This is a genomic window from Streptomyces sp. NBC_00425 (assembly GCF_036030735.1).
Classification (GTDB): domain Bacteria; phylum Actinomycetota; class Actinomycetes; order Streptomycetales; family Streptomycetaceae; genus Streptomyces.
Genome location: NZ_CP107928.1, coordinates 203,311 through 216,020, shown reverse-complemented (window position 1 = coordinate 216,020; position 12,710 = coordinate 203,311). Strand labels below are relative to the sequence as shown.

General features: G+C 71.8%; 9 protein-coding genes. 4 read left to right on the top strand and 5 right to left on the bottom strand.

Annotated elements, in window-relative coordinates:
* Positions 1-126: 126 nt before the first annotated feature.
* From OHS82_RS00835 to OHS82_RS00815, 5 genes are all read right to left on the bottom strand, one after another.
* Positions 127-1,890 carry an ABC transporter ATP-binding protein gene (locus tag OHS82_RS00835; protein WP_328432979.1) on the bottom strand — a complete coding sequence of 588 codons (1,764 nt, stop codon included), beginning with the start codon at positions 1,888-1,890 and terminating at the stop codon, positions 127-129.
* A gap of 140 nt (positions 1,891-2,030) precedes the next feature.
* Positions 2,031-2,156, bottom strand: a complete 126-nt coding sequence (locus OHS82_RS00830; RefSeq protein ID WP_328432978.1) for a SapB/AmfS family lanthipeptide — start codon at positions 2,154-2,156, stop codon at positions 2,031-2,033.
* A 103-nt stretch (positions 2,157-2,259) separates the two neighbouring features.
* Complete coding sequence (locus OHS82_RS00825) at positions 2,260-2,880, bottom strand: hypothetical protein (RefSeq protein WP_328436004.1); 621 nt, start codon at positions 2,878-2,880, stop codon at positions 2,260-2,262.
* Between the two features lie 7 nt (positions 2,881-2,887).
* Positions 2,888-4,036: a phosphotransferase gene (locus OHS82_RS00820; RefSeq protein WP_328432977.1), complete on the bottom strand. Its 1,149-nt coding sequence runs from the start codon at positions 4,034-4,036 to the stop codon at positions 2,888-2,890.
* A complete protein-coding gene (locus OHS82_RS00815; RefSeq protein ID WP_328432976.1) occupies positions 4,006-4,941 on the bottom strand; it encodes a class III lanthionine synthetase LanKC N-terminal domain-containing protein in 936 nt (311 codons plus the stop codon). Before OHS82_RS00815 ends, OHS82_RS00820 begins: the two co-directional genes overlap by 31 nt.
* A gap of 954 nt (positions 4,942-5,895) precedes the next feature.
* Here OHS82_RS00815 and OHS82_RS00810 point away from each other — a divergent pair.
* The 4 genes from OHS82_RS00810 (at position 5,896) to OHS82_RS00795 (ending at position 12,263) form a co-directional block, all read left to right on the top strand.
* Positions 5,896-6,618 (top strand): hypothetical protein, encoded by a 723-nt coding sequence (locus OHS82_RS00810; RefSeq protein ID WP_328432975.1) that lies wholly within the window; start codon positions 5,896-5,898, stop codon positions 6,616-6,618.
* 1,170 nt (positions 6,619-7,788) lie between these two features.
* Positions 7,789-8,445: a PadR family transcriptional regulator gene (locus OHS82_RS00805; RefSeq protein ID WP_328432974.1), complete on the top strand. Its 657-nt coding sequence runs from the start codon at positions 7,789-7,791 to the stop codon at positions 8,443-8,445.
* A 213-nt stretch (positions 8,446-8,658) separates the two neighbouring features.
* On the top strand, positions 8,659-9,399 hold the full coding sequence (locus OHS82_RS00800) for an ABC transporter ATP-binding protein (protein WP_328432973.1): 741 nt from the start codon (positions 8,659-8,661) through the stop codon (positions 9,397-9,399).
* On the top strand, positions 9,396-12,263 hold the full coding sequence (locus OHS82_RS00795; protein ID WP_328432972.1) for an FtsX-like permease family protein: 2,868 nt from the start codon (positions 9,396-9,398) through the stop codon (positions 12,261-12,263). Before OHS82_RS00800 ends, OHS82_RS00795 begins: the two co-directional genes overlap by 4 nt.
* The last annotated feature ends 447 nt before the right edge of the window (positions 12,264-12,710 follow it).

Here is a 12,710-nt window from a genome sequence, read left to right as displayed (position 1 = left end):
GCGGTGAGGGAAGAGGAGGCCTGTGGGGGGTGCGGGCGGGGTCTATCGGCCCTATCGGCCGCGGTGGGAGTGCGTCGATGCGCCGCCGCCGGTCCTCGACGGCGTCCGGCGGGCCGGTGCTCCACGTCAGTCATTGGCGTCCTCCAGGCCTTCGAACAGGGTGCGATAGGCCGGCAGCCGCCAGAGTTCGTGGTGGGGGGCGAGGGCTGCGATGCGGCCTTCGTGCAGCCACGCCACCAGGTCGGCACGGGCGGCCGTGGCCGTGCGGCGCGTCACGACGAGCCGGGTGCGGTCGCCGTACGCGTCGTCCAGGACGCGAAGAACCGCGGCCTCCGTGGCGGAGTCCAGGCTGGAGGTGGCATCGTCCAGGACGAGCAGGCGGCTGTCCCGGGCCAGGGCGCGTGCCAGTCCGAGGCGTTGGCGCTGGCCGCCGGACAGCGGCGCGTCGGCGAGCGGGGTGTGGTAGCCGGCCCGCAGTCGGCGCACGAATCCGTCGGCCTGTGCAGCGCGTGCGGCCGCGTGGACCCGCTCTTCTGAGAGCCGCCCGGCGGGACGCAGGGCGTCCAGGATTGTGGCGCCGGTGAGCTCCGGGTCGCAGAAGGCGAAGGAGACCGCGGCGCGCAGGTCGGCCGGACGGATCTCGTCCAAGGGCATGCCGTCGAGGCGGACGACGCCCAGGTCCGGCGCTCTCAGGCCGCCTGCCACCGCTGCGAGCAGGGACGTTCCCGCGCCGGAGCGTCCGACGAGTGCGACGTACCGCCGTGCGGGCAGGACGAGGTCGAGTCCGTCGAGGACCGCGCCCTGCGGGGCGCGTACGGTGATGCAGCGCAGCTCGACGCGTCCGGGTCCCGGGGGCAGGCTGCGCAGGCCGGGCGGCTGTCGGGGAACGGCGAGCACCTCGAGGACCCGCCGGCGCCCCGCGCGGGCGCGGGCGAGGTCCAGGAGGCTCTGGGCGGTGCCGAATCCGCCGAGCCCCAGCGTCGCGTAACCGAGGGCGGCCACGAGGTCGCCGGGGCCCAGGGCTCCGGTGGACAGTTCATAGCCGGCGACGGCTATCACGGTGATCTGCGTCGCCGGGGCGAGCAGCCCGGTGGACCAGGCGACGCGGCGCTGGCTGTCCCACAGCGCGCGTCCGTGCCGGCCCAGCTCAGGCAGCGGTGCCAGGACCCGCTCGATCTCGCGTTCGACGGTTCCGGCGGCGGCGATGGTGCGATGGCCTGCCAGGGCGTCCAGCAGCCGGGCGGCGACGGCGGCCTGCGCGCTCTGGTAGCCCGCGCCTCGGCGCACGGTGCGCCGCAGGTGGCGGCGTAGCAGCAGCCAGCCCGCGGGCGCGGTGATCAGGAAGGCGGCGGCGAGTTCCGGGGCGAGCAGCCCGAGGGCGAGCACGGAACCGGCGGCCATGGCGAGTTGGGCGACGGCGTAGACGGCGGCCTGGGCGCTCAGGCCGGCCTCGCCGGCGCTCGCGGTGAGACGGGCCACGAGGTCTCCGGTCGAGGTCGGTCCGGCGGGGTGAGGGACGAGGTTCACGACGTGGCGCACCAGCGCGCGGCGCAGACGGGCGGTCGCCTCGGCGGTGGCTCGCGGGCCCGCGTACTGCGCGAGGATCTCGCCGGCTGTGAGCAGTCCGAGCACGGCAGCGAGCGTGAGGAGGCCGGGCCCGGTGCCGACGGACAGGGCCTGGTCGACGGCTGCGGCGAGGACGGCGGGCAGGACCAGCGCGGCGGCCGAGCTCACGGCCACCGCCGAGGCCAGGAGCAGGGACCACACCCACGGCCGTGCGCAGTCCGGCGTGCGGCCGCGCGGCTTACGGGCGTTGTGCGCGGCGGCGGCCCCGGACGTACGATCCGGGGTTGCGCTCCACTGCGGCCGGTGTCGGCGGTCCTGTCCCATGCTGGGCTCCTACGGGCGCTCGTCGTAAGGTCGGTGGGGCGCGCAGAACGCCGGCCCGGGCTGTCCCTCAGCCCGGGCCGGCTCTGTTCAGCGGGTCGGCTCACCCCACTGCGCGGAGGGGGACGTCCCGCGCGGTGCGGTCAGAGGCACAGCAGCGTGCTGACGGTGCTGTTGGTGCAGTTGACCGCCGACAGGGAGCTGAGGACCGACAGGTACTCGGTGGTCTCCTCGGTGGTCTCCAGGGCCTGCAGGCTGAGGATGGACATGGTGATCTCCTATCACTGTGATTGGTGCTTTCCGGCGATCGCCGGATCTGGGCCGCGACGTCGTGTGTCGCGGGTGCCGCGGCGGTGCGCGGCGGGCAGACCGTCAGGGAGACGGACCGCGGGAGAGGTCAGTGCGTCGGCAGCGGTCCTGCGTATGCGTCTGCGGCTGCAGCCGCGTCGGCGTCTGCGTCTGCGTCTGGAGAGCCTTGGGGGGTGCGGGGGCCGCGACCCGGTGACCGGTCCAGAAGGGCAGCGCAGGGGTGTCGGCGAGGGCCGACCCCAGGGCCAGCAGGATGCCCGCGGACCCGGTGGCGAGGTCCATCGAGAGGCGCAGCAGCTGCTCGCCGGGAAAGGCCGCGTGCCCTTGGTGGGGGATCAGATGCCACACGAGGCGACGGATGTGCCGTCGGATCAGCGGATCGTCCTCGCCGCTGCCGTCCCGGAGCAGCTGGAGCAGCAGGATCAGCCCCGCTCGTCCGTTGAAGAGGCCGGGTTGCACGATGAACTCGGGCTCCGCCGCCAGACGGATCTGCTCCAGACTGCGTTGCCGTCCGGGATCGGGCCGGTGACGCAGTGCCGCGTGCAGTGCCGCGGCGATGCCTGCGCTGCCCGTCTCCAGGTAGGGCAACACCCGGGTGCCCTCATCGACCTGAAGGGTTCCGTCTTCGCCCAGGACACAACGGGCCAGGTCGAGGCGCAGGGCCCGCTCGGCCAGGTCGAGCAGGCCGGTGTCACGGGTGCTGTCGTACAGGCTCAGGAAGAACAGGGCCGCGCCGGAGGGGGCCGTGCAGGAGACCTGGACGTGTGCCGGACGCGGCGACGGCTGCGTCGGCCGGCAGCCGGGCTGCGAGACGCTGGGCGACGTCGAGGGCGGTGGCCTGCAAGGAGGCGTCTGACATAGTGCCGGCGAAGTGCAGCAGTGTCAGGCCGATGCCCGGCAGTCCGCCCGCGAGGTCGCTGCCCAGAGCGTCGAGCGGCTCCTTGAGGAGCCGGTCGAGAAGGTTGTGCGCCTGTCGGGTGCACCCGAGTTGGTCCAGGGTGAACGCCACTCCGTGGGCTCCGGTGTAGAGACCGGGCCGACAGGGTCTGCGCGCGACGGCTTCCAGCAGCCATTCGATATGGTCGCCCGCGACGGGCGCTCCCACGGTGTGCAGGGCCCACAGCACGCCCGCGGCGCCGTATGCGAGGCCGAGTCCGTCGTGGGTGAACTGGGCGGGGTCACCTGGGAAGAGACGGTCGGTGCGCTCCGGGGTGGCGCTCGCCTTGATGGCCCCGGCGAGGGAATCCCTCAGAGCGGGCCAGTCCACGCGATCGCCGCTGAACAGTCTCGCCAGTCTGCCGAAGTCCGTTTCGGCCTGCGATGCCCCGACGGAGGGTGACCTGGCGGGTGTCGGGTCGGGCTCGCGCTGCCGGCCGTGCTCCGCCGCGGCCGGCAGCGCGAAGCGTCTCCATGCGGCGTGGGTCAACTGCTCGCGTTTTCCGGGGTCCAGCGCGGTGAGCTGGATGAGCGGCATGAAGATCCACAGCCGGAGAGCCTCGAGAGCGTGGTCGTCGATCGCGTACCCGGCGAGGTCGGCGGGGGCCGCGAAGCCGGCCGCACCGAGCCCCGGTCTGACGAAGTCGTCTGCGGGCGAGGCCAGTTCGAAGTCGACGAAGCACACCCGGCCGTCGGGACGGACTATCAGGTTACGCGGGTGGAGGTCTCCGAAGACGACGCCGCGGGCGTGAATGGCGCGCAGCCCTTCCTCGATCTTCGCGAGGACGTCCAGTGCCTCGTCCCGAAAGCGCTCGATCGCTCCGGGCCCGGGGTCGGGATGAATCAGGGGGTAGCGCTGGCCGAACCATCTGTTCAGCGGCTCACCGGGTATGTACTCCTGCACCGGAAGTGGTGCTCCCAGGCGATGTGGTAGCCGAGCGCGGCGGGAACGAAGGGCACGCCCTTCAGGCGGTGCAGGATGTCGCGCTCTCTGCCGAGCCGCGACACCGCGTCGTCGCCGCGCTGATCGAGACCTGCGTCCGGACGGGCCTCCTTGAGGACCACCTGGTCGCCGCCGGAGGTGTGTCGTGCGAGGTAGATGCCTCCGCCGTTGGAGAAGTGCAGGGCGCGTTCCACGGTGTAGGGGAGGTCGGCCATGCTCGTCGCGGCCCGGTCGGCGAGCGCCTGCGCCAGCACAGCGGGGACGGGGGCCCAGTCGGGCACCTCGAACACGGCGCGCCGTACGTCGGGGCGCAGTCGGCCGGACGGTTCGCGCAGGGCCAGGACGAGCTCGCCGCTGTCCGAGCGGCAGAACTGCTCGGTGAAGCCGCCGTAGCGCAGATACAGCGGCCCGTTGCGCCATCGCAGGTCGCTCAGGATGTACGGGCCTCTCAGGCCGGAGAGCGCCTCGTCCAGGTCGGTGAGACACCGTTCCAGTTCGGGTTCGTCGACCGGATAGAGGGTCATGAACTTGCCGCTGGACCCGCGTGAGGCGTATTTCGCGTTCTGCGTCTGCACCAGTGCGGGACTGCGCAGGAACTTGTAGGCCACGCCCTGCTGAAGGCAGTAGGAGCTGACGACGGAGAGGATGTGCTCCGCGTTGTCCAGGCAGGCCGACACATGGATCTTCCAGCCCTGGTCCGGCAGTTCGACGGCGGCGGGCGTGCGCCCCACCCACACCTCTCTCGCGGAACCGACCCAGCCGGCAGGTAACGGATCCCCCACCGCGGCGAACTCCTCCGAGGTCGCCCACCGCACCGGTGAGTCGTAGAACGTCTTGTCCGCGTACGAATACGCTTCATAACGCATGTCCATAACGCCCCCCAACTCAGCGAAACAGCCTTCTCGGACGAATGCAGTACCTACGGCGTACCTGCCCCACTTCCTTCAGAGGTGGTAGGGTGGCCGCTTTTTGTCCTGTGATGTGAAGGTAAGGTACGGCCGACTCCGCTTGGCAGAGCGCATTCGGCGCGCACCTCGGGGCGCGCGAAGCCCGGGCACCTCTTGGTCGCGCCCTCAATCACACCGCGCATATGCGTTCGAGCCCTGACGGGGGCAAAGGCCGGTCGAACGTGTTCTGACGCATCCAGGCTGCCGCCGGCGCCGTTGCAGTGTCCTGCGCAGGGCGAGAGCACCCGCGACGGCTGCGGCCAGCAGCGCACCGGCCCCCAGCACCGAACGCAGCACCAGCGGCCCGTCTCCCGGAGCCGACGCCGGCGTCTCGGACGCTGTGGCGCCGGGGGAGGAAGCAGCACCCCACTCCGACGCCACACCCGAACCCGGCGAGACTGCTGCTCTGACTGACTGCCGGGCACCGTGATCTGCTGCCCTGCATAGATGACGTCCGCATCGGTGATCGGCGGCAACCCGTGGGGCTGCGGTCTGCCCTGCAGATGGCGCAGGCGGTGTACCGGTTCTACGCATTCGTCGCGGCCCGGCACGGGCGGTGGGTTCAGGAAGCGATGCGCCGGCCGGTGCCGCCACGCTGCGGTATGCCATGCCCATGGACCGCCCGGGTCTGTCGGGCCAAGTCCTGACCTGTGCGAACGGCTGGGTTGCAGTCTCTGCGGGCTGGTTCGCTTTCACCGTGGTTCCCCGCTCGTTCTGGTGCGCTTGTGGTGCGGGCCCAGGCGCGCCCGTCGGCGGCTAAGATTGCCAGCCCCCGTCAGCAGGCCACGGCCTCGACGGGGCGGCGTCCGGCGGACCTGGAAGACAAGCCTGTTCCGGCGCCGCTGTATGGGCGCGGATGAAGGAGACAGTTGCGTGGACGCCCTATCGGTGACGCTGGTCTCGGCGTTAACTTCAGGTGCAATCTCCATGGGGCTCGTGTGGCTGACCAGCCGTCAGCAACGACGCGACAGCAGACGCACTCAGCGCGAGACCCAGAACCTCTCGTATCTCAACCCCCTCAGGTGGCACGCCGCTGAGGCTCATCACCGGCTCTCGCTCTACGCCACCTCTGTCGACCGGCATGGCTTCTACCGACCGGCTCAGGTCCTCAACGACCCCCAGGAGATGGACGGAAAGAGCCCCGCCTGGTTTGCCGGGGCGGGCATCGCGCTGGTTTCAAGCGTCTGGATGACTTCCTGCCTGTTCGCCCAGATGACTCGCACGCGTCGCGACATACCTTTCCTGCGTTTGCCGGGTAAGGACGACACAAGACTTTCCGCCTTGATGTTGAAGGTCCATGTAGCTTTCGCCGCCTGTGACGTCTACTACGCGACACAGTCAAGCATTGGTACCGACGTCATTCTTGAACCTGAAGGACGGCTCAGGAGCTACAGAGAATTTTGCGACATACTTTCGCAACCGGATCGGAGGGTGTGGGCAGACCCCCTCATCTGGTTCCACCTTGCCATCGCCAACGGGGAGCGCCGCCCCAACCTCCAGCGCGCCTTGGACGCCCTCCAAGAGTTATCTGGGTTCCTCGACGACAGCCTCGCCGGCGGCGCGTCCCTGCAAGCGCGCTGGGACGCGGAGAACTAAAGAACAGGCCGCGGTCAGTTCGTGATGATGGCCAACAGGCCCTTAGCTTGGCAAGCGACGGCGCTTGCGCGGTCATAGGGGAGCCGACCTGGGCAGATTCGTTGTCAGGCGGCAGGTGTGAGGGACTGGTCGCACCGATGTCGACCGTGGTTGTCCGCTCTGCAGGGCACGCTATGGGCACGGCGCAGGGATGGGGGAGATCAGGGCCTCCGGTTGGCCGCCAGAGACCGGGAGTGGCTCCGACTCGAACGGCAGCCGAGTGAGGCCGTCGCGACTGCACACATGGCGTCATTCGGATGCAGGGGCGCGCATCAAGCATCCTGCTGCGAGTTGAGGACTCCTTGGGCCTCGATGCGCACGTGGCCGATCCGCACGAGGGCGAGGGCGCTAAGCGCAGTGCGGAGCGCCGGCGCCTTCGGGCCGGAGGCCGCCGCCGAGAGGCACCCCTCCGGGTCGCCCACCGTCCCGTCCGTCCCGCGCCCGCCAGCTCCCTCGCGCCCGGCCACGGCGACGGTCTGCCCCCGCACCGCCCCCTCACGCCCCCGCTCCGAACGGTTCCGCGGCCACGAACGCCACACCCACCCCGCCCGATCGCCCGTCCGCCCCGTCGGCGTCGCCTTCCTCCGGACCCTCCGGACCCTCCGGACCCTCCGGACCCTCCGGACCCGCCCGTCCGGCGGCCCCGAGCCGTCGGGGCCGCCCGACGTGCCCGCGCCCAGCGACTCCGCCGCCCCCGAGGGCGCCGGCGGGGGAGGGCCGGGAGCGGCCCGGCCGACCGGCCGCCCCCTCCGGCTCGCCGTCCTCCACGAGCCCGGTGAAGCCCGCTCGTACTAAAACGGCAACAGAGGAGGAGCCCGCCGAGGAGTCGGACGAGGGGGTCGAGGCGGTACCCGAGATGGACGCCCCGGCCGCCGAGAGCTCGCCCGCGGGGCTGCCGACGTCCGCTCACCGGACCGGCGCCGATGCCCCCCTCGACCGCTCCGACCGGCGGATTCCCGTGTTCACACTGGGCGTGGGGCTGGCTCTGGTGGGCCTCGGCTCGGCTTCCTCGGGGTGCGGATGCGCCGCCGCTGAGCGGCTCGCGACGGCCCGGGTCCCCCTTGAGTCGGACCTCCGGTGTCCGCCTCAGGACACTTGTCCACGCGGGCTTACTCGGTATACATACTCGGTATGTCCATCCGTCACGGGCTTCTCGCCCTCCTCGAACGCGGCCCGCGCTACGGCTCACAGCTCCGTACGGAGTTCGAGTCCCGCACCGGCTCGACCTGGCCGCTCAACGTGGGTCAGGTCTACACGACGCTCAGCCGGCTCGAACGCGACGGCATGGTCGTGCAGGACGGCGAGGACGAGGCCGGCCACCCGCTCTACGCGATCACCGACAGCGGTCGCGTCGAACTGCGCAGCTGGTTCGAGCACCCCGTCGACCGCACCAGCCCGGCCCGTGACGAGCTGGCCATCAAGCTGGCCATGGCCGTCGGGGCGCCCGGGGTCGACATCCGTGACGTCATCCAGTCCCAGCGCCGGCACACCGTGAAAGCCATGCAGGACTACACCCGGCTGAAGGCGCAGGCCCTCGCCGCCGTGGAGAAGAACGGGGCCCGGGAGCGGGACGACATCGCCTGGCTCCTCGTCCTGGAGCAGCTGATCTTCCAGATTGAGGCCGAGGCGCGCTGGCTCGACCACTGTGAGTCCCGGCTGACCCGTCTCTCGTCGACCGCCCCGGCGGCGGGGCCGGAGCCGGCCTCGCCGGGGGCGGTAGCGCGAGCGGCGGGGACGGGGGCGCGGGCGAGGGCCGGGGCAGACGAGGCCGCACGCCACCGCTCGTGACGTCCGCCCCACACGACCGGCCCTGAGCACGCGAACAACCGGACCCACAGGGCCGACCGAGTCCACCGGCTCCACCGGCTCCACCCGACCCACCTGTAGCACCTGAAGACTCCGAACCACCCGACCAGACCCATACCGTACGCACGGCGTCGCCAACGACCGTCCGTCGCATCGACGTCCGGCCGCTCGCCGGCGTACGCCCGAGGGGGAACCATGTCCACACAACAGCAGCAGCCCGTGCTGAGTCTGCGGAACCTGACCCGCGTCCACGGCTCCGGCGCCACCGAGGTGCATGCCCTGCGCGGCATCGACCTCGACGTCCACCCCGGTGAACTCGTCGCCGTCATGGGCCCGTCGGGCTCAGGCAAGTCCACCCTGCTCACCATCGCCGGCGGCCTCGACAACCCCACCTCCGGGCAGGTCTTCGTCGAGGGCACCGACATCACCGCCCTCGGCATCAAGGGGCTCGCCGCCCTGCGCCGCCGCAGCATCGGCTACGTCTTCCAGGACTACAACCTCATCCCGGCCCTCACCGCCGCCGAGAACGTGGCCCTGCCCCGCGAACTGGACGGCATATCGGCCCGCAAGGCCCGCACCGAGGCCCTCGCCGCCCTCGCCGAGATGGACCTCGGCCAACTCGCCGACCGGTTCCCCGACGAGATGTCGGGCGGCCAGCAGCAGCGCGTGGCCATCGCCCGCGCCCTCGTCGGCGACCGCCGGCTCGTCCTCGCCGACGAGCCCACCGGCGCCCTCGACTCCGAGACCGGCGAGTCCGTGCTGGCCCTACTGCGCTCCCGCTGCGACGCCGGAGCCGCCGGCATCATGGTCACCCACGAGCCGCGGTTCGCCGCCTGGGCCGACCGGGTCGTCTTCCTGCGGGACGGCGACGTCGTCGACCAGACCATACGCAGCGACGCCGACTCGCTCCTGACCGGTCGGGCGGCCCAGCGGTGACGACCTGGTTCCACTCCTGGCGGGCCGCGCTCCGCATCGCCCGCCGTGACGCCTGGCGCTCCAAGGGCCGCAGCATCCTCGTCCTCGCCATGATCGCGCTGCCGATCCTGGGCGTGAGCGCCCTGGACCTGACCCTGCGCAGCGCCGAACTCACCCCGGCGCAGCGGATGGAGCGCACCCTGGGTGCCGCCGACGCTCTCTTCTCCGACGCCCGAACGGCCGGCGTGGCCATCCTGCAGGACCCCATCGGCGAGCAGCACACCCCGGCGGGGGACTACGACTCGCCGGGCAAGTCCTGGCCCGACGGCCCGACCGATGTCACCAAGGCCATCCCGGCCGGTTCGACGGTGCTGACCGACAGCATGGGCACCGCCAAGCTGACCACCACTCACGGTCTGCTCCAGACCGAGGTCCGTGAGCTGGCCGCCGCCGATCCCGTCGCCCGGGGCATCATGCGGCTGCAGGAGGGCCGCTTCCCCGACGAGAACGACGAGATCGCCGCGACCACCCGGTTCCTGGAGAGCAGCGGGTTGTCCGTCGGCTCCACCCTCACCGCCCGCGGCTTCGACCGCACCTATGTGATCAGCGGCTCGTACGAGTTGCCCAGCGACCTCACGGCACAGCAGGTCAACGCCCTGCCGGGGGCCTTCCTCGCGCCGTACGCCAAGGCGGTCGAGAAGGCCGGACTGCCGAAGCCTGACATCTCCACCACCTACCTGGTGAAGAAGGCCGGTGGTCTCACGTGGAACACGGTCCAGGCGATCAACGCCAAGGGCGTCCTGGTCACCTCGCGCGCCGTGGCCCTCGACCCGCCCGCCGACTCCGAGGTACCGCTCTACCAGAAGGAAGGCTGGGCCAACTACGAGCGCAGCGGGGCCGCCGACGCCGCCGATCTCGCCGCCGTGGGCACGGTCGTCGGTCTGGCGATGCTGGAGATCTGCCTGCTCGCCGGTCCCGCCTTCGCCGTCGGCGCCCGTCGTTCCCGCCGCCAGCTTGGCCTGGTCGGCGCCAACGGCGGTGCCCGCAGCCACATCCGGGCCATCGTGCTGAGCGGCGGCCTCGTCATCGGCGTCGCGGCGGCCCTGGTCGGCATTGTCCTCGCCCTGATCCTGACCGTCGCCCTCCGGCCGCTCCTCGAGGACTACATGGGGCAGCGGTTCGGCGGCTTCACCGTCAGGCCGCTGGAGCTGCTCGCCATCGCCGCGCTCGCCGTCCTCACCGGCCTGCTCTCCGCGATCATCCCGGCCGTCACCGCCTCCCGGCAGACCGTCCTGGCCTCCCTCACCGGCCGTCGCGGCGTGCGCCACAGCAACCGCGTGCTGCCGCTGATCGGCCTCGGCGCCTTCCTGCTCGGCGCGGCCGTCGCCCTGTACGGCTCGGTCGTCTCCGACCAGTTCGTCCTGGTCGCCAGTGGCTCGGCCATCGCCGAGCTGGGTGTGGTCGCCATGACGCCCGCCCTGGTCGGCCTGTTCGGCCGGGCCAGCCGCTGGCTGCCGCTCTCGCCGCGCCTCGCCCTGCGGGACGCCGTCCGCAACCGGGGCCGTACGGCACCCGCTGTCGCCGCCGTCCTGGCCGCCGTCGCGGGCACCGTCGCCGTCTCGACGTACGCCGCGAGCCGCGACGCCCAGAGTCTGGCCGAGTACCGGGCCAGCCTGCCGTACGGGGCCGGCGCCGCGCTCGTCACCGAGGAGGGAGGCCGGGACGTCCCCGCGGTCCGCGACGCCGTACAGCGAACGCTGCCCGTCGACGTCCGCGCCGACGTGTTCCGGATCGCCGTCGGCAAGCCCGGCTGCGCCCCGTATGGCGAGGGCGAGGGCTGTGGCCGCTTCGAGGTGGTCACCCCGCCGGCCAACGAGTGCCCGCTGTGGGGCAGCACCCCCGACGGCTCCGACCCGGCGGAGAAGTACACCAAGGAGCAGCGGCGCGCGTTCGCCAAGGACTGGCGCTGCCTCTCGCGCGACAGCAACGGCATCTACGTCGAGGGCGGTCTCCTCGTCGCCGACGCCCCGCTCCTGAAGGTCCTCGGCATCGACGACCCGGGCGCGGCCAAGGCCCTCGCCGACGGAAAGCTCCTCAGCTTCCACAAGCCCCAGGTCGACAGGAACGGCACCGTCGGCATCAAGCTGATCACCGACCCGAAGGCCGCCGACCGCGCCCTCGAGCAGAACAAGCCGGTCCCGGGCGAGCTGAAGTCGTTCCCCGCCTACCAGGTGGCCGGCTCGCCCGACTCCTACGGAGTGCAGAGCGTGCTCAGCCCCGCCGCCGCCAAGGCCGCAGGACTGACCACCGTCCCCCTCGGCGCCTTCTTCAGCACCGACCGGATTCCCAGCACCGAGCAGCGGCAGAAGCTCGACGCCGAGATCGCCAAGCTCGGCAGCAACGTCGAGCTGACCGTGGAGCAGGGCTGGGTCGACAAGAACGGGCTCGTCCTGCTCGCGCTGACCGTCTTCGCCGGCCTGGTCACCATCGGTGCGGCCGGCATCGCCACCGGTCTCGCCCAGGCCGACGCGGAGGCCGATCTCAAGACGCTCGCCGCGGTCGGAGCCCCGCCCCGGGTGCGCCGCATGCTCAGCGGCTTCCAGTGCGGTGTGGTCGCCGCGATGGGTGTGGTCCTCGGCTCGGCGGCCGGAGTCCTGCCCGCGGTCGGGCTGCGGCTCACCGAGGAGCGCGAGCAGATGCGCTTCTACCAGGAGGCTCTCGACAATGGCTGGGGCGGTGCCGGTGACGCCCCGCCGTACGTGCCGATCGTCGTCCCCTGGGAGACGCTCGCCGCCCTCCTGGTGGCCGTGCCCCTCGGCGCCGCCCTGCTGGCCGCGCTGGTGACCCGCTCGCGCGGGGCGCTGGCCCGCCGCGCCGCGCACTGAGCCTCCGTCGCCGGACCGTGCCCCTGGACGAGGGTGGATCACCCTCGTCCAGGGGCACACCGCGTGGGAAGCATGCGTGCGCGAGACGGCGGCATGGACATGCCAAGGAATGACAGGTCGCAGGAGAGCCCCCAGGTCCTCATCCTGGGTCAGGACGGGATGGTGTTCGCCAGCCGCCGCACCAAAAGCGTTGACCGCCGCGTCGGCCCCGTCAGCCGCCGGGCCGCGTTGGCACACCCTCTCCATCCAGCCCAGCCCGCCACCGCGCGTCGCCCCGGAGAGCCTCAGTCCCAGCAGCCAGTCTTCGCCCCGTCCGCCTCGGAGCCGACCTCGATCGCGAATCCGGAGCCGAGTCGAACTCCGGCCCGGCGTCGTAGTCGTACGCAAACTTCAGCTCGCGGGCCGTCGTGAACTGCACGGTCAGCAGGAGGGCGTCACCGTCCCCGC